The sequence below is a fragment of the Arthrobacter psychrolactophilus genome, from assembly GCF_003219795.1.
In the GTDB taxonomy this organism is placed as follows: domain Bacteria; phylum Actinomycetota; class Actinomycetes; order Actinomycetales; family Micrococcaceae; genus Specibacter; species Specibacter psychrolactophilus.
Genome location: NZ_QJVC01000011.1, coordinates 40,253 through 64,846, shown reverse-complemented (window position 1 = coordinate 64,846; position 24,594 = coordinate 40,253). Strand labels below are relative to the sequence as shown.

The window sequence follows — 24,594 nt, the reverse complement described above, 5'->3', positions numbered from 1 at the left end:
TCGCTCGTGTTAGCGCAGGAGCCGGGCCGTTACCTCGCCCTGGGGGATTCCTTCACGGAAGGCGTGGGGGATAGTAGCAAGCGACGGCCCAATGGGGTGCGAGGCTGGGCCGATCGGGTGGCCGAGGCCTTGGCGAGCCATGCCCCTGGATGGGAGTACGCCAATCTAGCCATTCGCAGTAAACGGCTCCGGCACATCATCGCCGATCAGCTCGAGCCGGCCCTTGCCATGGAGCCAACGCTCATCACGCTGTACGCCGGCGGCAATGACGTCATGGATTTTGGTACGAAGATCGCGGACATCCTGGCCGAGTATAGCTTTCTGGTGTCCCGCCTGGCGCAAACAGGGGCAACCCTGGTGCTTTTTACCGGCTACGACGTGGAGGTGGCGCCGCTGCTAGGGCGGCTGCGGCGGAAGAATCACGCCTATAACGACGGCGTCCGGGCCATCGCGGCGCAGTACGGTGCCATCCTGGTGGACTATGCGGCATTCACGGCCTACCAAAATGCCCACATGTGGGGGCCCGATCGGCTCCACATGTCCAAGGCCGGGCACAAGTATTTGGCGGCACAGGTTCTGGATGCGCTCGGGGTGCCGCATACCATCACGGCGCGGGAAAAGCGCAAGGCCTCACGCGGGGTGCGGCAGCGAGCACGCGAACATCGGGAATGGGTCACTGAGTGGGTGCTGCCCCTCGTGGGGCGAAAGCTGCGTGGAACAACCTTGGGCGACACCCTGAATGCTCGATGGCCGGAGCCGGTTCGGGTGCCGCCCAAGAAGGGGCTAAAAAAGTTAGCCAAGGTTTCGGCAGGCTCAACGAGACGTTAAGCCTGCCGAATCCCGGCCCAACACGTTACGCCTGCGCGGGCTCCTGCGCCGGCTCCAGCACGACGTCGGACACGGCCAGTTCGCCTTCGCCCACGGCAACCGTGAGTTCCAGAGCGTTGGCAGCGGCCTTGAGGTCGCCCAATCCGGCGGTCAACTGCGCGGCCTGAACCTCGCCGGCGGTCACCGTTGCGGAGAGGACCTGGGTGCGTTGCTTGACCTTAGCCTCGGACTTGGCCTTACGGATGCCGCTCAAGGCGTCCCCGACCGTCGCGAGCAAGGTGGTGTCGCCGTCGTCCACGGCAACGGCGGACGGCCACGGCGCGCGGTGCACCGAACCGCCACGCCACCAGCCCCAGACTTCTTCCGTGGCGAAGGGCAGGAACGGTGCGAACAGGCGCAGCAGTGAATCAAGCGTCGTGGCCAGGGCTGCCAGCACGGATGCCTGGCCTTCCTCGCCGCTGGCACCGTAGGCGCGGTCCTTGATGAGCTCGACGTAATCGTCCGTGAAGTGCCAGAAGAAGCTCTCGGTGAGCTGCAGGGCACGGGCGTAGTCGTACTTCTCAAAGGCGGCCGTTGACGCACGGACCACCTCGGCCAGCTGCGCCAGCACGGCACGATCCAAGGGGTTCGTGAGCACGGCGTCATCGGCCGCAACCACATTGGCCTCGGTGGCGCCAAGGTTGAGCACGAACTTGGAGGCGTTGAGCAGCTTGATGGCCAGGCGGCGACCAATCTTCATCTGCGCAATCTCGTAGGCCGTATCGGCGCCAAGCTTGGCGGATGCTGCCCAGTAACGGACGGCGTCGGCGCCAAAGTCGTTGAGCACGTCGGTGGGGACCACCACGTTGCCCTTGGACTTGGACATCTTCTTGCGATCCGGGTCAAGGATCCAGCCCGAGATGGCGGCGTGCTTCCACGGTGCGCTGCCCTGCAGGGCGTCGGCGCGCACGGCGGAGGAGAACAGCCAGGTGCGGATGATGTCGTGACCCTGGGGACGCAGATCGAAGGGGTAAACCTTACCGAACAGGTCCTCATCCTGGCTCCAGCCGCCCACAATCTGCGGCGTCAAGGAGGAGGTGGCCCAGGTGTCGAGCACGTCGGCGTCACCAATGAAGCCACCGGCCACATTGCGCTGATCCTCGGTGAAGCCCGGGGCTGCGTCGGCAGCAGGGTCAACGGGGAGCATGTCCGAGGTGGGTAGGATCGGGTGATCGTAGTCCGGGTTGGCGTCGGCATCCAGCGGGTACCAGACGGGAACCGGCACGCCGAAGAAGCGCTGGCGAGACACCAGCCAGTCACCGTTCAGGCCGGAGATCCAGTTGTCGTAGCGTGAGCGCATGAAGGCCGGGTGGAATTCAATTTCCTTACCGCGGTTGATCAAGCGTTCGCGGCGATCCTCGTCACGGCCACCGTTACGGATGTACCACTGGCGGGAGGAAACGATCTCCAGGGGCTTGTCGCCCTTCTCAAAGAAGTTCACGGGGTGCATGATCTTCTTCGGTTCGCCGTCGAGCAAGTCTGCCTCGGTCAGCATGGTGACCACGCTTTCCTTGGCGCTGAAGACCGTCTTGCCGGCGATGGCTGCGTAGTTCGCGCGGCCTTCCTCGGAGGTGATCCACTCGGGGGTGTCACCGAGGATGCGGCCGTCGCGGCCCACGATGGCGCGCGTGGGCAGCTGCAGTTCCCGCCACCAGGTGACGTCGGTCAGGTCACCGAAGGTGCAGACCATGGCAATGCCGGAACCCTTGTCGGCCTTAGCCAGAGCGTGGGCGCGAACCTCAACCTCAACACCGAACAGTGGCGAGGTGACCTTCTTGCCGAAGAGCGGCTTGTAGCGCTCATCGTCAGGATTGGCGACCAGGGCGGAGCAGGCGGCCAGCAGTTCCGGGCGCGTGGTCTCGATGTAAATCTTTGTGCCGTCTTCGGCGACGAATGGGTAGCGGTAGTACGCTCCGGCTACTTCGCGGTCTTCCAGCTCAGCCTGGGCAACGGCGGTGCGGAAGCTGACGTCCCAGAGTGTGGGAGCCTCGGCCATGTAAGCGTCACCGTGGTTCAGGTTTTCCAAGAAGCCACGCTGCGAGACGGCACGTGAGTGATCATCGATCGTGCGGTACGTCAGATCCCAGTCAACCGAAAGGCCCAAGGTCTGGAACAGGTGCTCAAAGACCTTTTCATCCTCAACGGCGAGCTCTTCACACAGTTCAATGAAGTTCTTGCGGGAGACAACGTCAAAGTCACGCTGGTTCTTGGCCGGAGTTGCCGGCGGGCGGTAACCATCCACGTAGGCGTAGGTGGGGTCGCAGCGGACACCGAAGTAGTTCTGCACGCGACGCTCGGTGGGCAAGCCGTTGTCATCCCAGCCCATGGGGTAGAAGACATTCTTGCCGTTCATGCGCTGGAAACGAGCCAGCACGTCGGTCTGCGTGTAGGAGAACATGTGACCCACGTGCAAGGAGCCGGACGCCGTGGGCGGGGGAGTGTCAATGGAGTACACCTGCTCACGGGTGGTCTCGCGGTCAAACTTGTAGGTGCCTTCTTCAAGCCAGCGCTTGGTCAGGGACTCTTCGAGGCCCTCCAAAACGGGCTTGTCGGGGACGTTGCTTGTGGTGGGTGCGGGCGTGTCTGTGCCCGGAATGTTTTCAGCCATGGCTCAATTCTTTCATGACTTGCCCTCGAAGCAGGATTCTGCGGATAATGTGGCACGTGAATATCCCCGAGAGCGCGCAGCGACAGTGGCAAATGACCCGGATGAGTTGGGCCAATGCGGTGCCCGAGCCCGAGAGCGCCGACTACTGCGCCCACACCCTGACCCTCGGCGAGCGCCCGGCGCTGTTTCGCGTCGCCAAGACCACACCTACCAAGCTGGGGCAGTTTGTCACGCTGTGGCTGCGTTCCACGGAAGGTCCCATCCGCCCCTATGACATGGACGACGGCGTCACCCTCTTCGCGATCCAGGCCGGCTCCGGCGCGGGGCTGGGTATGTTCATGTTCCCGGCAGATACCTTGGCGCAACACGGGGTGCTCTCTATTGCCGGGAAGGGCGGTAAACGAGCCATCCGGGTCTATCCGCCGGACGTTGTGACGCTCAGTGCCCAGGCGCGGCGCACCCAGAAGTGGCAGTGCGAGTTCTGGGAGCCTAGTTTGTTCGGTTCTGCGTAAAGTTCAGGACGAACGTGCCGCACAACAGTGTTCTGCGGCAAGTTCACGGTGAACTCAACGCAGAACAGAACAAAGGCGCCGGGTCTGGGAGCCAACGGCAGGTGAATGCGGCGTTCTAGGGCGCGTAGTTCAGTTGCTCCGAGCAGCCTCTGAGGCAAGGACCTCGGCAAGGTCGCGCGGACGGCTCCACATAGGCCAATGACCCGTTGGGAGATCAATAATGCGCAGGTGTTCAAGGTTCGCGACTTCGGCGAACATGGGATGACCGGTTTGAGTCAGCTCCAGCACCTGCGCACTTGGGATTGAGCAACAGACCAAGGTGGTGTGCACGCTGCGGCGGGCTTCGTTGCTGAGCTCCACGGGCTGACGCAGGACAGTGCCGGGCTCAGGGACGGCTCGGGCCCGGAACCGTTCGAGTGTCTCTGCGCTTAGACCTTCGAGGCTCGCCTGCTGTGCGAGGACGTCGAAGGGTGGCAACGCAAGCTCCTTCAACTCCTCCGGAAAGTCTGGGGCGAAGACAGTTCCCGTCGCCACAGGGCCGGAATCGACCCACACTACCCGGTCAACAAGCTCAGGGTGCCGGTCTAAGACAAGGCTAACGGGAGCATTTGCACCACTGTGGGCGACGAGAAGTGCAGGCTGATTACCGTGGTGAGCGATGACCCCTAGGATCGCTTCAGCCTGGGCGTCGAGGGTTTGAGTTGCACGCTTATGATCGTGGGCGTCGAGACCGGGCAGCGTCATGGCGATGGCCCTAGGGTGGTCTGCTTTTAGGTGTTCCAGGACTTCATCCCACGCCCAGGCGCCCAGCCAATGGCCGGCGATGAGAATGATGGTCGGAGAGGTATTAGTGGTTGTCATGCCACAACCTTCGCACCCCCAGCGGACAAGAGTATGTCACTATTTATGTCATGAATTTAACTGGGACTGAGCCGTGAAGCGAGCCGAGCGGCTCCATGCGCTATCCGAGATGTTGCGGCGAAGCGGCGCACGAGGGATCTCCGCTGAACGGTTGGCGAGAGAGTTCGAGGTCTCCGTGCGTACGGTCAAGAGAGACCTCAATGCGTTGGAGAACAGTGGTGCGCTCTTATGGTCGCGACCAGGCCCGGGTGGCGGCTACGGATTGGCTAGCGGCGCATCTCTGCCACCTGTCAGCCTGTCGCCGGCGCAGGCTGTGGCGCTCATGGCGGCCGTGTCCGCTGCTGCTGATGCCCCCTATGCTGATCTGGCAGCAGCCGGTGTTCAGAAAATCCTGGACGTTCTTGACCCTAGAACCCGGGCAAGAGCCGACGAACTGGCCCACCGGGTGTGGGTAAATGCTTTACCTTCCTCCTCGCGCGCGATCAAGTCGGCACTGGAGGAGGCAATGGCGGAGCAACGAGTACTCAGTATTCGCTACACATCCGGAGCAGGGACTACCACCACCCGTGACATTGAGCCAGTACTGTTCGCTTCCACGAACGGCCAGTGGTATCTCATTGGATGGTGCCAACTGCGCGAGGCGATTCGATGGTTTGCCGTCTCTCGTATCGAGCAAGCCACTGTCACTAGGATGGCCTGCAGTGGCCACACCGTCAGCGAGGTCGGAGATCCTCCGGCCAACGCCAAGCCGGTATACCGTAGTGGTGATTGAGCAACTGACGCATGAGCCCCTCGCGCCAGCGTTTGATAACCCTCTCGGCGTAACTAAGCAGTGACAAGGAACAGGCTGAGCGCACGCATCAAGGGGTCTAGGATGCAGCTATGGGCACTGTCAGGATCTTGCGGGTGTATGAGGAGCCAGAGGCGGGGGAGTACCGCGTTCTCGTGGACAGGCTATGGCCGCGCGGGGTGAGTAAGAGCAAAGTTGACCTCTGGCTCAAGGAGATAGCGCCCAGTACAGCGGTACGGTCAGCCTTCGACCATGTGGCGGAGCGCTTCGAGGCCTTTGAGGACGACTACACGCAGGAGCTCAGCCACAATCCCGAGGTGCCCCGGCTCCACGAGCTCATCGCCGCCCACGAGAAGCTCGTACTGCTCTACGGCGCCAAGGACCCACTACAAAACCAGGCCGCCGTACTCCTGAACTTCCTCAACACAACGTCATAGCCACGGCCCCGTTCAACGTCCCCGCCCAACGGGGCTAGATTTAAACCATGGCTGAAAATACCTCTAAGAATGCAATCGTCACAGGCGCCAGCTCCGGAATCGGCGCCGCAACTGTCCGCCAACTCCGGACCGACGGCTGGAACGTCATCGCCGTGGCCCGCCGTGAAGATCGGCTCGCGCAGCTGGCACAGGAGACCGGGGCCATCGCCTTCGCGGCAGATATCACCGCGGACGACGACGTCGCTCGCCTCCACGCCTTCACCACCGACACCTTTGCCCAGCAAGGCGGACTCGACACCTTGATCAACATCGCCGGCGGCGCTCGCGGTGTGGATACCGTGGCGAACGCCGATCTCGCGGACTGGGAGTGGATGTACCAGGTCAACGTGCTGGGGACCGTCAAGGTTCTCAAGGCCTTCCTGCCCGACTTGCGCGCACACGGCTTCGGTACGGTGTTGAACCTGACCTCGACGGCGGCCCACATCACCTACGAGGGTGGCGCCGGATACAGCGCAGCCAAGTTTGGCCAGCACGCGCTCACTAACGCCCTGCGTCTGGAGGAAGTCGAGAACAATCTGCGCGTCATCGAGGTAGCACCCGGAATGGTGGCCACGGAGGAATTCTCACTCAACCGGCTCGGCGGTAACCAGGACGCGGCGGACAAGGTATATCAAGGAGTGGAGAAGCCACTGACGGCGGAGGATGTGGCAGGCGTGGTGGGTTACGCCGTCGGGCTTGCCCATCACATCAATCTGGACCAGATCGTGCTCCGTCCCGTAGCTCAGGCAGCCGCTCATAAAGTCATTCGCCGCTAGTAGCGCAGGCTCAGGCGGGATGCGCGCAGAAATCGTGCGCATCCCGTAGAATGAAGGACAAAGCATCGACCCGGCCATCACCGGTGAGCTTCCGGAAGAACACCCCTGGCACACTAGGGGTCAGTAGAACCGGACGGGTAAGCCCGTCACAGCAGTTAATGAGCGGCCGTCTTTGGCAACAAAAGCGGTAAGCGAGGTGGTACCGCGGCGCAAGCCGTCCTTGCATCCTGAACATGAACACCCACAACCAGGATGATGTGATGACCCACTTCCCGAAGGCCTCAGCCGCCGCCGGCCTCCACGCCGAATCCAAGCACGTTCCCTCCTCCGTGAATTTCCCGAAGGTAGAAGAACTCGTCCTGAAGTACTGGGACGAAGACGGCACATTCCAGGCCAGCATTGATGCGCGCGACGCCGGCACGGATGGGTCCAACGAATTCGTCTTCTACGACGGCCCTCCCTTCGCCAACGGTCTGCCGCACTACGGTCACCTGTTGACCGGTTACGTCAAGGACCTCGTGGCCCGCTACCAGACGCAGCTGGGTCGCCGTGTTGAGCGGCGCTTCGGCTGGGACACGCACGGCCTACCCGCCGAGCTGGAAGCCATGAAGCAGCTGGGCATGACCGACAAGGCGCAGATCGAGGCCATGGGCATCGACAAGTTCAACGACGCCTGCCGCTCCTCCGTCATGAAGTACGCCGGCGAATGGCAGGAATATGTCACCCGCCAGGCTCGCTGGGTTGACTTCGACAACGATTACAAGACCCTCAACGTCGAGTACATGGAGTCCGTGCTCTGGGCTTTCAAGCAGCTCCACTCCAAGGGCCTGACCTACAACGGCTACCGCGTGCTGCCCTACTGCTGGAAGGATGAGACCCCCCTCTCCAACCACGAGCTGCGCATGGATGACGACGTCTACAAGGACCGCCAGGACCAGACCGTCACCGTCACCTTCCCCATCGTGGCCGGCGAATCCGCGCTCTCGCAGGAGCTGGCCGGGGTTGCCGCGATCGCCTGGACCACCACGCCCTGGACCCTGCCCACCAACCAGGCCCTCGCTGTCGGGCCTAAGGTCAGCTACGCCGTCGTGCCGGTTGGCCCGAATGGTTCCTCCGCCGGTGCCGAGAAGTTCCTGCTCGCCGCTGACCTCGTGGGTGCTTACGCCAAGGATTTGGGGTACGACGACGGAGCTGCCGCGACTGCCGCTGTCACCGCCAGCTACCCGGGTGCCGAGCTCGAGGGCATCAAATACGAGCCCCTGTGGGACTACTTCGCCGACGACGAAAAGTACGGCACCGCCAGCTCCTGGCAGTTCCTCGTGGCCGACTACGTCACCACGACCGACGGTACGGGTATCGTCCACCAGGCACCCGCCTACGGTGAAGAGGATCAGAAGGTCTGCGAGGCGAATGGCATCCCCGTGGTGCTCTCCATCGATGAGGGCGCCAAGTTCCTGCCGCTCTTCGCCAAGGGCCCGCTGAGTGAAATCGCCGGCGTTCAGGTCTTTGACGCAGGCAAGGCCATCACGAAGGTGGTCCGTGAGGCTGGCCGTCTAGTCCGCCAGGCCAGCTACGTGCACAGCTACCCGCATTGCTGGCGCTGCCGCACACCCCTGATCTACCGTGCCGTTTCATCCTGGTACGTTCAGGTCACCGCGTTCAAGGATCGCCTCGTCGAGCTGAATCAGGACATCAACTGGATCCCCGGCAACGTCAAGGACGGCCAGTTCGGCAAGTGGCTGGCCAATGCCCGCGACTGGTCCATCAGCCGTAACCGCTACTGGGGTTCACCCATCCCCGTCTGGCAGTCAGATGACCCCGAATACCCGCGCACCGACGTGTACGGCTCCCTCGCCGAAATGCAGGCTGACTTTGGCCGCCTGCCGTTGAACAAGGAGGGCGAGGTTGACCTGCACCGCCCGTTCATCGACGAGCTGACCCGCCCCAACCCGAACGACCCCACGGGCAAGTCCACCATGCGCCGCGTGGAAGATGTGCTCGATGTGTGGTTCGACTCCGGCTCCATGCCGTACGGCCAGGTGCACTACCCCTTCGAGAGCGAAGAGTGGTTCGACACGCACAACCCGGCCGACTTCATCGTCGAGTACATCGGTCAGACCCGTGGCTGGTTCTACATGCTGCACGTGCTCTCCACGGCACTCTTTGACCGTCCGGCGTTCAAGAACGTCATCAGCCACGGCATCGTCCTAGGCTCTGACGGACAGAAGATGTCCAAGTCGCTGCGCAACTACCCGGATGTGTCCGAGGTGCTTGACCGCGACGGCGCTGACGCCATGCGCTGGTTCCTGATGGCTAGCCCCATCCTGCGTGGTGGCAACCTGATCGTCACCGAACAAGGCATCCGTGAGGGTGTCCGCCAGGTGATCTTGCCGCTGTGGAACGTGTACAGCTTCTTCACCCTCTACGCCAACACGGCCAACGAGGGTAAGGGCTACGACGCTAAGCTGCGCTACGACGGCTACTCCGATCCCATGGATCAGTACCTGCTGGCCAACACTGGTGATTTGATCCGCGACGTGGAAGCCAAGCTCAATGAGTACGACGTCTCCGGCGCCTGCGACTCCCTGCGCAGCTACTTCGACATGCTCACCAACTGGTACGTCCGCCGAAGCCGTGGCCGCTTCTTCGATGAAAACGTTGACGCCTTCGACGCACTCTACACAGCCCTGGAAACCGTGTGTCGTGTGGCCGCATCCCTGCTGCCGCTCGTCACGGAAGAAGTCTGGCGCGGACTCACCGGTGGACGCTCCGTGCACCTGACGGATTGGCCCAACGCCGATCTGTTCCTGGGCAACGCCGAGCTCGTGGACCAGATGGATAAGATCCAGCAGATCTGCTCCACCGGTTCCAGCCTGCGTAAGGCCGCCAAGCTCCGCGTCCGCCTGCCCTTGCAGGAACTCACGGTCGTGGCCGACAACGCAGCCGCCCTCAACGACGGCGCCGCGATCGTTGCCGAGGAATTGAACATCCGTTCCGTGCGCTTCGTTGATGCGGCGCAGGCCTCCCCGGAGGAGTTCGGCATCTCGCAGAAGCTCGTGGTCAACGCTCGCGCCGCAGGCCCGCGCTTGGGTAAGAATGTCCAGCTCGCCATCAAGGGCTCCAAGTCCGGCGACTGGTCCGTCACCGACGGCGTAGTCACGGCCGGCGGCCTCGAGCTGGAAGCCTCCGAGTACACGCTCGAGACAGTCGTAGCTGACGCACACGACGGCGGTTCCACTGCGGTAGCGATGCTGCCCGGCGGCGGCTTCGTCGTGCTCAACACCGAGCTGACCGAAGAGCTTGAGGCAGAGGGAACGGCCCGCGATATGATCCGCTCCATCCAGCAGGCACGTAAGGACAACGGCCTGCAGGTCAGCGACCGGATCCGCACCATCGTCAGCGCACCTCAGGACATCGTTGATGCCCTGCACGCTAACGCCGAACTGGTCAAGAGCGAGACGCTCACGCTCAAGCTCGAGCTCATCCCCGGTGACGTTGAAACTACCATCACAGTTGAACGGACCGTGTCTTAATGACTGCTAACCACGACGAATTCTCGGTCGAGAGCGTTTACGCTGAGCTGCTGGGCCGGGCCCCGGAAAACAAGATGGAGCCGCGCTTGGCGCCCTTGTTCCGGGCCATGGATGTCCTGGGGGAGCCTAACAAGGCCTTCCCGATCATTCACATCACCGGCACCAACGGTAAAACCTCAACGGCCCGCATGATCGAATGCGGTTTGTTGGCGCACGATCTGCGCACGGGGCGTTACACGAGCCCGCACCTGAGCAGTGTCACCGAGCGCATCAGCATCGACGGTGCCCCCGTCAGCGATGAGACGTTTGTGCGGATCTGGGATGAGATTCACCCTTACCTGGAGATCGTCGATGCCGAGCTGATCGCCGCCGGAGAGGTACGTCTGACGTACTTCGAGTGCCTCACGATTCTGGCCTTTGCGATCTTCGCCGATGAGCCGGTAGACGTGGCCGTCATGGAGGTTGGCCTCGGCGGCATCACCGACGCGACCAATGTGGGCGACGGTCAGGTAGCCGTCATCACCCCGATCTCCCTGGATCACACCGAGCTGTTGGGTGACACCACCGGACTCATCGCCGAGGAAAAGGCCGGCATCATCAAGGAAGGCGCGTTCCTCATCAGCGCCGCTCAGCCGCAAGATGCAGCCCAAGTCATCCTCGAAAAGGCCCGTGAGAAAAACGCCGAGTTCCGATTCGAAGGCGTGGAATTTGGTGTGGAATCACGCACCATCGCCGTCGGCGGACAGCTGCTTGAGCTGCAGGGACTTGCCGGCCGTTACCCGGGGATTTTGCTCCCATTGCACGGTGAACACCAGGCCCAAAATGCCGCCGTCGCACTTGCCGCTCTGGAGGCCTTCCTCGGTGGCGGGGAAAAGGAACTGAACCTGGAGCTCGTGCAGGAAGGCTTCGGCGCCGTCACCTCTCCGGGCCGCCTGGAAGTGATGCGCACCTCGCCCACCATTGTGGTCGATGCCGCGCACAACCCGGCCGGTATCGCCGCCAGCGCCAAGGCCTTGCAGGAGTCCTTTGCCTTCAGCAAGCTCGTGGTGGTGCTGGGAATTCTGCAGGAGAAGGACGCCGAGGAAATTTTGACCACGCTCAAGGAGTCCTATGGCGACGAGGCCGGGGAGCTCGCGCTGACGCAGTCGAACTCCCCGCGCGCTATCCCGGCCGCCGAACTGGCCGAAATGGCCGTGGATCTGGGCTGGGCCGAGGAAGATGTCCACATCTCCGAGAAGCTCGACGACGCCATCGAGTGGGCTGTCGAGCGCGCCGAATCCAACAACGACCTGGCCGGTGGCGTGCTCATCACCGGATCCATCACCCTTGTCGGTGAGGCACGCATCTTGCTGGGTCGCCCGGGTGAAAAGGAAGGGCTCTAACCATGGCAAAACTGACCAAAGCGCAGCGTGAATGGAAGCCCAATACGCCCAAAAAGCTGCGTTCAACGAAGATGATGTTTGCCTCCGTGGTGCTCATGCTCGAAGCCTTCGTGGCCATGTTCCTCGGTTTGGCCTTGTTTGGCGTCAATGGCAAGAACCCGATCTACCTCATCGCCGCGGGCGTTCTGGCCGTGCTGTTGATCCTGGCCTGCGCCGTCGTTCGCAAGACGTGGGGCATCGCGGTGGGCTGGATTCTGCAGCTCGTGCTCATCGCCTGTGGCTTCTGGGAATACTCCATGTTCATCGTGGGTGTGCTCTTCAGCATTGCCTGGTGGTACGCACTCACCGGCGGTGCCAAGATCGACCGCGAGAATGTGAATCGGGCCAAGGTGCAGGCCAAGTGGGATGCCGAACACCCCGAGGAACACCCCGAATCGTCCACGAAGTAAACTACTTCTGATCCTGTTTTATCTATTTAATTGGAGTTATTGTGAGCATTGAGCGCACTCTTGTCCTGGTCAAGCCCGACGGCGTGGCCCGCAACCTGTCCGGCGCCGTCCTGGCTCGCATCGAGGCTAAGGGTTACACCTTGGCCGAGCTGAAGAAGGTTACCGCAACCCGCGAGCAGCTGGAAGCACACTACGCCGAGCACCTTGGCAAGCCGTTCTACGAGCCGTTGGTTGAGTTCATGCTCTCCGGCCCGGTTGTTGCCGCGATCTTCGAAGGCCACCGCGTCATCGAAGGCTTCCGCGCATTGGCTGGCACCACCGATCCCACCACGGCTGCCCCCGGCACGATCCGTGGCGATTTCGGCCGCGACTGGGGCCTGAAGGTTCAGCAGAACCTGGTTCACGGCTCCGACTCTGTTGAGTCCGCCGAGCGCGAGATCGCGATCTGGTTCGCCTAAACAGCATCCAGTACGTACGACGAAGGGCACCTCCCGCTGGGAGGTGCCCTTCGTCGTACATATCGCCGTCCCGTGAGCAGCGCCCAAACCCGTCCCTAAACCCATCCCCAAAATCTGTGTGGCAGTTGCTACCGAAAAACACCCTTGGAAAGCGTTGTCCATCGCATCTACTGCCACTTAGATTGTGGGGGAGCTTGTGGGGGTCGATTGTGGTGAGGTAGGCCGGGGGTTGTTTAGGCGTTGGAGGGGATCATCAGGGCCATGAACTTGAAGAAGATCGACGCTAGGGTGCCCAGGTACATGAGGGCGACGATGATCCAGGCCCAGTCGTTGAGGAATCTCGCGACGGCAGGCTTGGTGGGAATGACGCCGTCATTGATGTTGCGCAGCGTGATGAAAATAAAGAGCGGGAACATCATGGCCCACACGATCATGCAGTACGGGCACAGGATCGCGAGCGTATAAACAGCGGTAAACCAGAACCATCCCACGAGCGCCATACCCGCGGTGATCCCAATCTGCAAGCAGATCCAGAACCAGCGGGCCATCTGGGCGCCAGCTAACAAGACCACGCCGGTCGTCACGATCACGGCGAACGCCACGACGCCAATGAAGGGATTCGGGAAACCAAAGATGGCCGCCTCGGGGGTCTTCATCACGTCGCCGCAGGAGATCCAGGAGTTGAAGTCGCAACTCAGGGTGGTGTCCGGGTTTGTGTAAAGCTGCAGGCGTTCCAGAACTAGGGTTGCTGAGGCGAGCCAGGCGATGCTGCCGGCGATGACTAGGAACCAACCAAAGAACTTTGGGCGCGTCAGGGCTGAAAGATTCATGTCCGCTGGGGCGCTACTGGAAACGTTGGGGCTGGGCATGTCGTCCTTACTCACAGGGTACGGGGGCAATGGTGTCCTGATTGTAGCGTGAGTTTCTTGGCGCGCCCTGCGAACAAACGCGTGGTGTGGGGGAGCGTATGAGACAATAGTGACGGCTGACCGGTGATCCACATGCACCCTTCAGTCCAATGGGACGCCCACGGGCTAACTGGTGACGACGCTGCCAACGCGTGCAGCCATCCACCGGCCGGTGTTAGGTACCCCATTGGCTTGTCAGAGCTTGCGCACCCAGGAGTTGGTGCCGCCTGAGAGGTACATTAGACGACTTCCGTCAGCGCCTGCGGGTGCTGACACATCTGCCGCATTTGGGGCCTGATGTGGGGGCGCTAATTCGGCGCGAAAGTAACGCCCATAATGGAAAATGAAAAGCGCACAACTGTAAGCACAGAAGCTGCACCTGCGAAGACGTCGGCTAAGCGTGCCACGACTAAGTCGGCTGCCGTGAAGGCTGCAACGGACACCTCCGAACCGGTTAAAGTAAAGGCCACCCGTTCACGCCGTGCCAGCTCGGCTGTCACAAGCACCTCGGGCAGCCCCAAGGCCGCCGCGGCTCCAGCCGCAGTCGTTACCGAGAGTCCCGTGGTTGAAACGGCAGCGGCAGAGCCCGCCGCTGCTCCCAAGAAGGCTCCGACCCGTCGCAGCCGCGCCAAGAAGGTCACCCCCGACGTTGAGGCAACCAGCGAGCCTTCGCTCCTGGACGCCATCGCCGAGCCCAAGACCCCGGCCAAGCGGACCACCCGCCGCCGCGCCACCTCACCCGTCACGGCACCGTCTGCCGCAGCGTCCGATCAAGGTGTTCAGGGCGAACTGAGCCTTTCGGCTCAAGAGGCACCCGCCGTCGAGGCTGCTCCGGTCGAAGCCGAGGCGCCCATCAAAGCTCCAGCCAAGCGCACCCGTCGTGCCAAGGCTCCCGTGACCAGCACGGCGGCCCCGGCCGTTGAAAAGGCTGCCGAAGTCCCCGCCGTCGTTATTGTCGAGGAGCCCAGCGCTCCCGAAGCACCCGTCGTCACCGAGACGGTTGAGGCTCCCGCCGCCAAGCGTCCGGCCCGCCGTTCACGCCGCGCCGCCGCTCCCGCGCAGTCTGCCGTCTCCGCCCCGGCCGCCGTCATCGCCGTGACTGAGCCTGTAGCTCCGGAAGCCGTTGCGGCCGCCGTGGAAGCTCCCGCCGAGGCCGCCCCGGCCCGCAGCGGATCCACACGTAACCGTCGTCGTTCCTCGGCCGCATCCGGACCGGCCACCCCGGCACCGGAACTCACCGCGCCCGTCGCCGAGCAGGCAGCAGAAGCCGCAGCCCCCGCCGCCGAGCAGGCATCCGAATCCTTGTTCCTCTCACCGGCCGCCGGCATGTCCGCGCTGTTCCTGGCCCCCGATCTGAGCCTGGCCGTTCCCGTGGCAACGGAGTCCTCCGAGGATTCCGCCAAGGACGGCAACGACGGTGACCGTCGCGGTCGTGGCCGCAACCGCAACCGCCGCCGCAACGAAACCGAGCAGGCTGACGCCGTCGAGCCTGCCGAGGCAGAGCTTGATGATGAGGAAGCAACGGACGACGGCGTGACCTCACGTCGCCGCCGTCGTCGTCGCCGTGGCGACCAGGACCTGGAGTTGACGGGTGGCACCGATGAGGATCCGCCCAACACGGTGACCCGTGTTCGCGCCCCTCGCACCCCCGCCGCTGTAGAGGCCGGCGCGGGAGCCTCGGACCGCGTCACGAGTCTGCGTGGCTCCACTCGTTTGGAAGCTAAGAAGCAGCGTCGCCGTGACTCACGCGATTCCGGCCGCCGCCGCACCGTCATCACCGAGGCCGAGTTCCTGGCCCGCCGCGAGTCCGTTGACCGCGTCATGGTGGTCCGCCAGAGCGATGACCGGATCCAGATCGGTGTCCTCGAGGACGGCATCCTGGCCGAGCATTTCGTCTCCAAGACGCAGCAGGATTCACTCATTGGCAACGTCTACCTGGGCAAGGTCCAGAACGTGCTCCCCAGCATGGAAGCGGCCTTCGTTGACATTGGACGCGGCCGCAACGCCGTGCTGTACGCCGGTGAAGTCGACTGGGATGCCGCGAACCTCAACGGCCAGCCGCGCCGCATCGAGAACGCACTCAAGTCCGGCGATTCGGTGCTCGTGCAGGTCTCCAAGGACCCCGTCGGTCACAAGGGTGCCCGCCTGACCAGCCAGATCTCCCTCCCCGGGCGCTACCTCGTGTTCGTGCCCGGCGGCTCCATGACAGGCATCTCACGCAAGCTGCCCGACGTCGAACGTAACCGCCTCAAGCGCGTCCTCAAGGACCACCTGCCCGAGAACGCCGGCGTCATTGTGCGCACCGCGGCCGAGGGTGCCAGCGAGGAAGAACTCACGAACGATATCAACCGTCTGCGCGCCCAGTGGGCCGGCATCAACGAGCGCGCCACCTCGCACAAGACTCTCGCTCCCGAGATGCTCTACGGCGAACCGGATCTGACCATCAAGGTAGTTCGTGACGTCTTCAACGAGGACTTCTCCAAGCTCGTCGTCTCCGGTGAGGACGCCTGGGACACCATCGAGGCTTACGTGACGTACGTGGCCCCGGATCTGCTGGACCGTTTGGAAAAGTGGAGCAAGTCCGAGGACATCTTCGCCGCGCACCGCATCGACGAACAGATCAACAAGGCTCTCGAGCGCAAGGTCTTCCTGCCCTCGGGTGGTTCCTTGGTCATCGACCGCACCGAAGCCATGACCGTAGTTGACGTCAACACCGGCAAGTTCACCGGCTCCGGTGGCAACCTGGAAGAGACCGTCACCAAGAACAACCTCGAAGCTGCCGAGGAAGTGGTGCGTCAGCTGCGCTTGCGCGACATCGGCGGCATCATCGTCATCGACTTCATCGACATGGTGCTGGAATCCAACCGCGATCTGGTCTTGCGCCGCCTCGTGGAGTGCCTGGGCCGTGACCGGACCAAGCACCAGGTTGCCGAGGTCACCTCGCTGGGTCTGGTGCAGATGACGCGTAAGCGCATGGGAACCGGCTTGCTCGAAGTCTTTGGCGAGCTGTGCCCCTCCTGCGCCGGCCGCGGCATGGTCACCCACGAGATCCCCGTGGAACACCGCCGCTCACACAGCCCGGCTGTGGAGGTTGCCCAGATGCACACGCATGTTCCGGCTCCCAAGCAGGAACCGCGTGAGAACGAGCGCACCGCGAACCGCTCAACGCGGAGCGAACGCAAGCGTAACCGCAACCGCAACCAGCCCTCCGAGACCGAGACGGCGCCCGAGGTGACCCCCGTGGTTGTCGCGGACGAGGTTTCCGAGGCTGCCAAGGCGCAGAAGGCTCACGAGGCACGCGCAGCTCTCGCGAACATTGCCGCCGCGGCTGCCGCTTCGCATCAGGAACGCGTGGCCGCCGAGACTGCTCCGGAACAGTCCACTACCTCGGACGACGCCGCCACCCTCACCTTGGGTGGGGAGGCTATCGAATTGCCGCGTGGCCACCGCAGCGAAAGCAACGATTTCGCTGGCAGCAACACGGCCGATCGGGCAGCTGCCTTGGCCGATCTGACGCAGGCACTGGATCAGCTCGTCGCTCCGGGAACACCATCGGCTCCGGAAGCCTCGGTCTCCCATGACGAGGAAGGCGAGACGAACGGCAATAGCCGCTCCCGTTCCCGCCGTGGACGGCGTAACCGCTCCGCACGCAGCGCTCAGGGTTCCACCGATTCGGCCGTAGAGACCTCGGGGCAGGCTCCGGCCGCTCAGGGTTTCACCGTGCAGAGCAGTGACGTGGCAGAAAAGGTTGCAGCACCGGTAGTGAAGAAGGCTTCCGAGCCCATCATTCTCGGCGTAGGCGTTCCAGCCTCCGAGCTCTAAAGCCTCGGGTCCTTCGCAGGGACTCAACAACCCGCGCAGGATGACGCGCAAGACATCGCACGATGCCTTGCCGCTTCATCTTGTGCGGGTTGTTTCTTTAACTAACGTTTGGCGCACTAGGGTAGAAGGCGACACGGGGTGCCAGGCCACAAGGGCCGGCTGAGACAATACCCGTTGAACCTGCCCGGTTAGCACCGGCGAAGGGATGTCCTGTTGACTACATCTACCTTGTTAACCCCTGCTCCCAGCACCTCGGATCGAGCCCCACAAAGGGTGAAGCACCCACGGGTTTTGAGCATTGCCGGATCGGACCCTTCCGGCGGTGCCGGAATTCAGGCCGATATCAAATCCATCTCGGCCCATGGGGGATATGCCATGGCCGTCCTGACGGCCCTCACGGCGCAGAACACCCAAGGTGTGCAAGGAGTGCATATTCCACCCGTTGCCTTCTTGAGCTCGCAGCTGGACGCCGTGGCAGCAGATATTAGCCTCGACGCCGTCAAGATCGGCATGCTCGCAGACGCCCAGGTGATGAGAGCAGTCGGGGACTGGCTCGCTGTGACGCGTCCCGCCGTCGTGGTTCTCGATCCGGTCATGGTCGCGACCAGTGGCGACCTGCTCGTCGCGGAGGGGGCTCACGAGGCGCTTCTGGAGCTGCTGAAGTTCACGCATCTGGTGACGCCCAATCTGCCCGAGCTGGCCGTGCTGCTCAACCAGGCAGAGGCTGGGAGCTGGGCAGAGGCGCTCGAGCAGGGCCAGCAACTAGCCGCGGCGCATGAGGTGCTGGTGCTCGTCAAGGGCGGGCATCTGCCGGGGGAGGAGTGCCCCGACGCGCTCGTCTGGCCCGACGGTACACATCAGGAATTCCGCGCGCCCCGGATCGCCACCAAGAACACGCACGGCACAGGCTGCTCCCTGTCCTCGGCCGTGGCGACGCTGCGGGCTCAGACCGGCGACTGGGTCGAGAGCGTGCGTCTGGCCAAGGAATGGCTCAGCGGGGCGCTGGTCACAGCCGATGATCTGGGCGTGGGATCTGGCGCGGGCCCCATCAATCACCTCCATGCCTTGTGGGCAAATGCCCCAGCCGCCGCCGGTACCTTCAGCGACGAGCTCTGGGCCGACTGCGCCCCACAGCGCCAAGCCATCTTTGAGCTGGACTTCATCAAGGAGTTGGCGGCAGGAACCCTCGAGAGTAAGCATTTTGCCTACTACCTGGCCCAGGACGCCCTGTATTTGGGGACGTACTCACGGGTTCTGGCCCGGGCCAGCTCCCTGGCGCCCACGGAAGAGGAACAAAAGTTCTGGGCTCAAGGGGCACAAAACTGCATCGAGGTGGAAATGAGCCTGCACCGGGATTGGCTCAGCCAGTTCCCGCTGGAATCCCCCATGGGGCCGGTCACAAAGCACTACCTTGACCATCTGCAAGCCGTGGCCTGCAGTGGCAGCTATGGGGAGGTCGTGGCCGCGGTGCTGCCGTGCTACTGGCTCTACGCCGAGGTGGGGCGGGTACTCCATAGCGATTACCTCAGCTATTCCGGCAAGCACCCCTATGGGGCCTGGCTGGAAAGTTACGCCGACGAAGACTTTTCCCGAGCCACCGAGCGGGCCGTGGCGATCGCCGACACTGCCGCCCGGCACGGATCCGCGCCAGAACGCGAACGGATGCGCGCGGCTTTTGCCCACTCGGCCCAGTATGAGGTGGACTTCTTTGCCGCCCCACATCGCCGTGTTGACGCGGATCTTGGGGCCCGGCGTGATTAACCACACCAGCTAATCTGAGACTATTTTGCTCAGTCGGAGCTCTAAATGTCACAAAACGGCCCTAAGCGCGCTAAAGTTGCTGAGTACGGTTTCTACGATCTACAGAAGTTCTCGAGATAAACCATGTTTACTCGAAAAGTAGCGCAGAACGTTGAAACTAGTCTCATTTGCCCCCGAAGCCAGAATTAGCGTATTCTTGTTCTTCGGTGCTTACGCCAACACCTAGGGCAACCACTCCATGGTAGAACTCCATTGAGGTCCACGGCGTTGAGGCACATAGTGTGCAGACCGTTTTGTTCAATCTTGAACTGCGGAAGCATGCGGTTGGCAGAGATCAAATATGATCCGAGTCAGCATAAAAACTTTGTAATAAACGTCGAGAGAAGTGAGTTCCCCAGTGGTGTACGCGATTGTCCGCGCAGGCGGCCGTCAAGAAAAGGTTTCCGTAGGAGACCACGTGACCATGAACCGCGTCCCCGGTGGAGTTGGCAGCACGCTTGAGCTGCCCGCTTTGCTCTTGGTTGATGGTGACAAGCTCACCACAGCCGCGAAGGACCTGGCTAATGTGAAGGTTACGGCTGAGAAGTTGGAGGATCTTCGTGGACCGAAGATCGTCATCCAGAAGTTCAAGAACAAGACCGGCTACAAGAAGCGCCAGGGTCACCGTCAGGAACTGTCCAAGGTCAAGATCACCTCAATCGCTTAATAAGCGCTGACGGTTCGATCCACTTAGATACTTTTAGTAAAAAGGCAGGCATTTTCAAATGGCACATAAAAAGGGTGCGAGTTCCACTCGCAACGGTCGTGACTCCAACGCTCAGTACCTGGGCGTAAAGCGCTTCGGCGGTCAGGTTGTCAAGGCTGGTGAAATCATCGTTCGCCAGCGCGGCACTCACTTCCACCCCGGCGTTAGCGTCGGCCGTGGCAAGGACGACACGCTGTTCGCATTGGACGCAGGCGCAGTCGAGTTCGGCACGCGTCGTGGACGTCGCGTTGTGAACATCGTTGCAGCTACGGTCTAATACCGAAGCTTTTCCAGTGGAGCGGGCCGCATGGCTCGCTCCACTGGCTTTTAACACCAGCATGATTTTTTAACGGCAATGCCGACCGGACACGGGGCGTTGCTTTAGTAGCGGACTAGAATTAGTACGCATAGCAAGTTCTATACAAGGAGATTTCAGTGGCCAGCTTTGTTGACCGGGTTGTTTTGCACGTATCCGGCGGGACTGGGGGCCATGGCTGCGTCTCCGTTCACAGTGAAAAGTTCAAGCCCTTGGGTGGGCCCGACGGCGGTAAGGGCGGCGACGGCGGTAGCGTCACCTTCCGCGTCAGTGACCAGACCACCACCTTGCTTGACTTCCACCACGCACCTCACCGTCGCGGCGGCAATGGCCAGCCCGGTATGGGTGACTGGCGAGACGGCAAAGATGGCGAATCGCTGATCCTTGACGTTCCCGACGGCACGGTCATTAAGGACCGTGACGGCAATGTCCTCGCCGACCTGGTGGGCATCGGCACGGAATATGTTGCCGCGGCTGGTGGCCAGGGTGGCCTCGGCAACAACGCCCTGTCCTCACTCAAGCGCAAGGCTCCGGGCTTCGCCCTGTTGGGTATCGCCGGTGAAGAACAGGACATCGTCCTTGAGCTGAAGTCCATCGCCGACATCGCCTTGGTGGGCTTCCCGTCCGCCGGCAAGTCCAGCCTGATCGCCGCCATGTCAGCGGCTCGGCCCAAGATTGCCGACTACCCCTTCACCACCTTGATCCCCAACCTCGGTGTGGTTCAGGCCGGCGACACCCGCTTCACCATGGCCGATGTCCCCGGACTCATCGAAGGTGCCAGCGAAGGCAAGGGCCTGGGGCACAACTTCCTGCGCCACGTCGAGCGGTGCGCCGCCATCGTGCACGTCCTTGACTGTGCAGCGTTGGAAACCGACCGCGATCCCATCAACGACCTCGCCATCATCGAGCGCGAACTCGAGCGTTACGACGTTGACATGAGCTTCGCCGGATCCGACGGCGATGTTGTTCCGCTGAACGCCCGCCCCCGCCTGATCGCCTTGAACAAGGTGGACTCACCCGACGGCCGTGACATGGCCGAATTCGTCCGTGGTGACCTTGAGCAGCGCGGCTACCGCGTCTTCGAAGTCTCGGCCGCAAGCCACGAGGGCCTGAAGGCTCTCGGCTTCGCCATGGCAGAGATCGTCACGGCGGCCCGCAAGGCCATCACCGAGGCTCCTGCCAAGGCCACCCCCGTGATCTTGCGCCCCCGTGCCATCAACGAATCCGTCTTTACGATTGTTCGTGAAGAGCGCAACCTCGCTCCGTTGTTCCGTATTCGCGGCGAAAAGGTTGAGCGCTGGGTTGAGCAGACAGACTTCCAGAACGAGGAAGCCATCGGCTACCTGGCAGACCGCCTGGCGAAGGCTGGCGTCGAAAAGGAACTCTTCAGGATCGGGGCCACACCCGGGGATACCGTGGTCATCGGTGGCGAGAACGGCATGATCTTCGACTGGGAGCCCACCATGATGGGTGGCGCCGAGCACCTCGCCGCACCGCGTGGAACCGACTTGCGCCTCCTTGACCTCGGTGACCGCCCCACGCGTTCACAGAAGCGTCAGGAGCAGCAGGATCGTCGCGACGCCAAGGCAGCCGTGCGCGCCGAGATGGAAGCCGAGCGTAAGGCCGGCATCTGGACCGAAACGCATGACCGTGCAGCCACGAAGGCTCAGTTCATCGAAGCCGATCGGGCTGCTGCAGGTGACGACGACGATAGCGCCACCGCAAACTAATGAGCGCAGAATCCTTGGGACTTCAGGAGACGGCGCTCATCAACGCCCTTGAATCACGCAGCGGCATTGCCACGGCCTCACGCATTGTGGTCAAGGTGGGTTCCTCCTCCTTGACCTCTGTGGCCGGCGGTATTTCCGAAGAGGCACTGAAAAAGCTGGTGGATGTCTTGGCGCAGCGTCGGCTGGCCGGTACGGAGATCATTTTGGTCTCCTCCGGCGCCATCTCTGCCGGACTCTTGCCGTTGGGCTTGTCCCGGCGTCCCAAGGATTTAGCAACGCAGCAGGCTGCCGCGAGTGTGGGTCAGGGCCTATTGATGGCTCATTACAATCAGGCGTTTGCCTCGCACGGGGTCACGTCCTCGCAGGTGTTGTTGACGGCTGAGGACCTGACGCGCCGGCATCAATACGTCAACGCCCACCGGGCCTTGGAACGTCTCTTGCACCTGGGTGTGGTGCCCATCGTGAATGAAAATGACACGGTGGCCACGCACGAGATTCGCTTTGGCGACAACGATCGCCTGGCCGCCTTGGTGGCCCACCTGATCAAGGCCGACGCCTTGATCTTGCTCTCCGATGTTGACTCGCTGTACGACGGTCCGCCCTCGCAAGGTGCAAGCCGCATCAGCCAGGTGGACTCACCCGAGGACCTCGAAGGCATCGTGATCGGCTCAGCGGGTGCGGCCGGAGTCGGCACAGGCGGCATGGCCACCAAGGTTCAGGCCGCCCTCATCGCGGCCGAAACCGGAATCCCGGCGCTGGTCACCTCCACGGCCCAGGCCGCGGCGGCACTTGCCGGGGAAGACGTGGGCACCTGGTTCAGCATGAGCGGCAATAAGCGTCCCGTGCGCATGCTGTGGCTGGCCCATCTGGCCGATATCCGTGGCCGACTGGTCCTCGACGACGGTGCCGTACGCGCCGTCAGCGAACGGCATAAGTCCCTGCTCCCGGCCGGAATTACCTCTGTCAGCGGTGACTTTGACGCCGGAGACGCCGTGGAAATCAGTGATGCTCACGGCAACGTCTTCGCCCATGGCCTGGTCAACTACCGCCACTCCGATCTGCCGCAGATGCTGGGCCGCTCCACCAAGGAACTGGCCAAGGATTTGGGACGGCAATTTGAGCGTGTGGTTGTTCATGTCGACGATTTGGTCCTTCTTAACGTTTAGCTCAGGCGCAATCGAGGGTTGTGCCTTAGACTTGAGGCATGACCGAGCAGATTGTTGAACAAAACGTAGCCGCCGACGTTCGCGCTATCACCGACCGTGCCCGCAGGGCCGCGCGTCGCATGGCCCGCGCCAACCGGGCCTGGAAAGACAAGGGTCTGCGCGCCATGGCCGCATCCTTGCTGGAAAACCAGGACATGGTGCTGGCCGCTAACGCTAAAGACGTCGCCGCCGGCAAGGAAAACGGCACCTCCGCCTCGATGCTGGACCGCCTGACCCTGACCAAGGCACGCATGCAGGGACTGGCTGACGCCCTGGAAAACTTGGCAACCCTGCCCGATCCCGTGGGCAATGTGGTGCGCGGACAAACCCTACCCAATGGCTTGCGCATGCGACAGATCAATGTGCCCATGGGTGTTGTCGCCGCCATTTACGAGGCGCGCCCCAACGTGACCGTTGACATCGCTGGGCTGGCACTCAAGAGTGGCAATGCCGTGATCTTGCGCGGTGGCACGGCCGCCGCGCACACCAACAAGGCGCTCCTGGGCCTGCTCCGCGATGCCCTTGATCGCGTGGGGCTGCCGGCCGACGCGGTGCAATCTGTTGACCAGTACGGACGCGAAGGCGCGAACCTCATCATGAAGGCTCGCGGCCAGGTCGACGTGCTGATTCCCCGCGGCGGCCGGGAACTCATCCAAACTGTGGTGAACAACTCAGCCGTCCCCGTCATCGAGACCGGGGAGGGCAACGTCCACATCTTCATTGACAGCAGCGCCAAGGAAGAAATGAGCGTCGACATTTTGTTGAACGCCAAGACGCAGCGCCCCAGCGTCTGCAATACGGTGGAAACACTCCTGGTCCACAAAGACGCCACGGTGCTTCCGGCCGTGCTGCGCGCACTGAACAAGGCCGGCGTTCGCCTCCATGTTGACGAGCGGGTTCAGGCTATGTTGCCCGCCGGGATCACGGCAACGGCAGCCACGGATGAGGATTGGGGCACCGAATACATGGACCTTGACCTGGCCGTGAAGATGGTTGACTCCATGGATGAGGCCATCAAGCACATCCGCACCTGGAGCACGGGACACACCGAGGCCATCCTGACCAACGATCTGGGCAATGCGGAGACCTTTATTGCCGAGATTGATTCGGCGGCCGTCATTGTGAATGCCAGCACACGTTTCACCGATGGTGGCGAACTGGGTCTGGGTGCGGAAGTGGGAATTTCCACACAAAAACTGCACGCCCGGGGGCCCATGGGCCTGACAGAACTCACCACCACGAAGTGGATCGTACAGGGTGAGGGCCAGGTCCGGGGCTGATCAGGGGCCCGATGCAGCGTGCCGGTGTGCCAGTGCACGTCGTTTACACGTACCATTAGAAGGAATTCACGCAATAACTGGACCGGCTGCGGCGATACTGCTGCCCGGCCACGCA

General features: G+C 62.5%; 19 protein-coding genes and 1 riboswitch. Of the genes, 16 read left to right on the top strand and 3 right to left on the bottom strand.

What is annotated here, in order from left to right; all coding sequences use genetic code 11:
- The first annotated feature begins 6 nt into the window (after positions 1-6).
- On the top strand, positions 7-828 hold the full coding sequence (locus CVS30_RS11640; RefSeq protein ID WP_110485501.1) for an SGNH/GDSL hydrolase family protein: 822 nt from the start codon (positions 7-9) through the stop codon (positions 826-828).
- A 25-nt stretch (positions 829-853) separates the two neighbouring features.
- On the opposite strand, the gene valS is transcribed toward CVS30_RS11640, so the two are convergent.
- A complete protein-coding gene (gene valS / locus CVS30_RS11635) occupies positions 854-3,475 on the bottom strand; it encodes a valine--tRNA ligase (protein WP_110485500.1) in 2,622 nt (873 codons plus the stop codon).
- Positions 3,476-3,531: 56 nt separating this feature from the next.
- Here valS and CVS30_RS11630 point away from each other — a divergent pair, with 56 nt between their 5' ends.
- Positions 3,532-3,987 carry a MepB family protein gene (locus tag CVS30_RS11630; protein WP_220033912.1) on the top strand — a complete coding sequence of 152 codons (456 nt, stop codon included), beginning with the start codon at positions 3,532-3,534 and terminating at the stop codon, positions 3,985-3,987.
- Positions 3,988-4,116: 129 nt separating this feature from the next.
- Here CVS30_RS11630 and CVS30_RS11625 read toward each other — a convergent pair whose 3' ends face one another.
- Positions 4,117-4,848: an alpha/beta fold hydrolase gene (locus CVS30_RS11625; protein WP_110485499.1), complete on the bottom strand. Its 732-nt coding sequence runs from the start codon at positions 4,846-4,848 to the stop codon at positions 4,117-4,119.
- Positions 4,849-4,921: 73 nt separating this feature from the next.
- On the opposite strand from CVS30_RS11625, the gene CVS30_RS11620 reads away from it, so the two are divergent.
- From CVS30_RS11620 to ndk, 7 genes are all read left to right on the top strand, one after another.
- Positions 4,922-5,620, top strand: a complete 699-nt coding sequence (locus CVS30_RS11620) for a helix-turn-helix transcriptional regulator (protein WP_110485498.1) — start codon at positions 4,922-4,924, stop codon at positions 5,618-5,620.
- Positions 5,621-5,730: 110 nt separating this feature from the next.
- Entirely contained in the window at positions 5,731-6,075 is a 345-nt protein-coding gene (locus CVS30_RS11615) for a DUF488 domain-containing protein (protein WP_110485497.1), read from the top strand.
- A 47-nt stretch (positions 6,076-6,122) separates the two neighbouring features.
- A complete protein-coding gene (locus tag CVS30_RS11610) occupies positions 6,123-6,890 on the top strand; it encodes an SDR family oxidoreductase (RefSeq protein WP_110485496.1) in 768 nt (255 codons plus the stop codon).
- A gap of 260 nt (positions 6,891-7,150) precedes the next feature.
- A complete protein-coding gene (gene ileS / locus CVS30_RS11605) occupies positions 7,151-10,423 on the top strand; it encodes an isoleucine--tRNA ligase (RefSeq protein WP_110485534.1) in 3,273 nt (1,090 codons plus the stop codon).
- On the top strand, positions 10,423-11,805 hold the full coding sequence (locus CVS30_RS11600; RefSeq protein WP_110485495.1) for a bifunctional folylpolyglutamate synthase/dihydrofolate synthase: 1,383 nt from the start codon (positions 10,423-10,425) through the stop codon (positions 11,803-11,805). Before ileS ends, CVS30_RS11600 begins: the two co-directional genes overlap by 1 nt.
- A gap of 2 nt (positions 11,806-11,807) precedes the next feature.
- Entirely contained in the window at positions 11,808-12,254 is a 447-nt protein-coding gene (locus CVS30_RS11595) for a DUF4233 domain-containing protein (protein WP_110485494.1), read from the top strand.
- Between the two features lie 41 nt (positions 12,255-12,295).
- Entirely contained in the window at positions 12,296-12,712 is a 417-nt protein-coding gene (ndk, locus tag CVS30_RS11590) for a nucleoside-diphosphate kinase (protein ID WP_110485493.1), read from the top strand.
- Between the two features lie 233 nt (positions 12,713-12,945).
- On the opposite strand, the gene CVS30_RS11585 is transcribed toward ndk, so the two are convergent.
- Positions 12,946-13,581, bottom strand: coding sequence for a vitamin K epoxide reductase family protein (locus CVS30_RS11585; protein WP_110485492.1), 636 nt, complete (start codon positions 13,579-13,581; stop codon positions 12,946-12,948).
- A 375-nt stretch (positions 13,582-13,956) separates the two neighbouring features.
- Between CVS30_RS11585 and CVS30_RS11580 the strand changes: the two genes are divergently transcribed.
- The 7 genes from CVS30_RS11580 (at position 13,957) to CVS30_RS11550 (ending at position 24,479) form a co-directional block, all read left to right on the top strand.
- Positions 13,957-17,442, top strand: coding sequence for an Rne/Rng family ribonuclease (locus CVS30_RS11580; RefSeq protein WP_110485491.1), 3,486 nt, complete (start codon positions 13,957-13,959; stop codon positions 17,440-17,442).
- 124 nt (positions 17,443-17,566) lie between these two features.
- Positions 17,567-17,665: riboswitch (TPP riboswitch) on the top strand.
- Positions 17,656-19,203, top strand: coding sequence for a bifunctional hydroxymethylpyrimidine kinase/phosphomethylpyrimidine kinase (locus CVS30_RS11575; protein ID WP_245934571.1), 1,548 nt, complete (start codon positions 17,656-17,658; stop codon positions 19,201-19,203). (Overlaps the previous riboswitch by 10 nt.)
- A gap of 397 nt (positions 19,204-19,600) precedes the next feature.
- A complete protein-coding gene (gene rplU / locus CVS30_RS11570; protein ID WP_044573640.1) occupies positions 19,601-19,909 on the top strand; it encodes a 50S ribosomal protein L21 in 309 nt (102 codons plus the stop codon).
- A 58-nt stretch (positions 19,910-19,967) separates the two neighbouring features.
- Complete coding sequence (rpmA, locus tag CVS30_RS11565; protein ID WP_044573643.1) at positions 19,968-20,225, top strand: 50S ribosomal protein L27; 258 nt, start codon at positions 19,968-19,970, stop codon at positions 20,223-20,225.
- Positions 20,226-20,383: 158 nt separating this feature from the next.
- Complete coding sequence (obgE, locus tag CVS30_RS11560; RefSeq protein ID WP_110485490.1) at positions 20,384-21,994, top strand: GTPase ObgE; 1,611 nt, start codon at positions 20,384-20,386, stop codon at positions 21,992-21,994.
- Complete coding sequence (gene proB / locus CVS30_RS11555) at positions 21,994-23,160, top strand: glutamate 5-kinase (protein WP_110485489.1); 1,167 nt, start codon at positions 21,994-21,996, stop codon at positions 23,158-23,160. Before obgE ends, proB begins: the two co-directional genes overlap by 1 nt.
- Positions 23,161-23,198: 38 nt before the next feature.
- Positions 23,199-24,479, top strand: coding sequence for a glutamate-5-semialdehyde dehydrogenase (locus tag CVS30_RS11550; protein WP_110485488.1), 1,281 nt, complete (start codon positions 23,199-23,201; stop codon positions 24,477-24,479).
- Positions 24,480-24,594: the final 115 nt, after the last annotated feature.

What these genes read in the sequence shown, in the direction of transcription:
- valS (WP_110485500.1), bottom strand. Translation starts at nt 3,475, where the DNA reads ATGGCTGAAAACATTCCGGGCACAGACACGCCCGCACCCACCACAAGC.
- CVS30_RS11625 (WP_110485499.1), bottom strand. Translation starts at nt 4,848, where the DNA reads ATGACAACCACTAATACCTCTCCGACCATCATTCTCATCGCCGGCCAT.
- CVS30_RS11615 (WP_110485497.1), top strand. Translation starts at nt 5,731, where the DNA reads ATGGGCACTGTCAGGATCTTGCGGGTGTATGAGGAGCCAGAGGCGGGG.
- CVS30_RS11610 (WP_110485496.1), top strand. Translation starts at nt 6,123, where the DNA reads ATGGCTGAAAATACCTCTAAGAATGCAATCGTCACAGGCGCCAGCTCC.
- ileS (WP_110485534.1), top strand. Translation starts at nt 7,151, where the DNA reads ATGACCCACTTCCCGAAGGCCTCAGCCGCCGCCGGCCTCCACGCCGAA.
- CVS30_RS11600 (WP_110485495.1), top strand. Translation starts at nt 10,423, where the DNA reads ATGACTGCTAACCACGACGAATTCTCGGTCGAGAGCGTTTACGCTGAG.
- CVS30_RS11595 (WP_110485494.1), top strand. Translation starts at nt 11,808, where the DNA reads ATGGCAAAACTGACCAAAGCGCAGCGTGAATGGAAGCCCAATACGCCC.
- CVS30_RS11585 (WP_110485492.1), bottom strand. Translation starts at nt 13,581, where the DNA reads ATGCCCAGCCCCAACGTTTCCAGTAGCGCCCCAGCGGACATGAATCTT.
- CVS30_RS11580 (WP_110485491.1), top strand. Translation starts at nt 13,957, where the DNA reads ATGGAAAATGAAAAGCGCACAACTGTAAGCACAGAAGCTGCACCTGCG.
- rpmA (WP_044573643.1), top strand. Translation starts at nt 19,968, where the DNA reads ATGGCACATAAAAAGGGTGCGAGTTCCACTCGCAACGGTCGTGACTCC.
- proB (WP_110485489.1), top strand. Translation starts at nt 21,994, where the DNA reads ATGAGCGCAGAATCCTTGGGACTTCAGGAGACGGCGCTCATCAACGCC.
- CVS30_RS11550 (WP_110485488.1), top strand. Translation starts at nt 23,199, where the DNA reads ATGACCGAGCAGATTGTTGAACAAAACGTAGCCGCCGACGTTCGCGCT.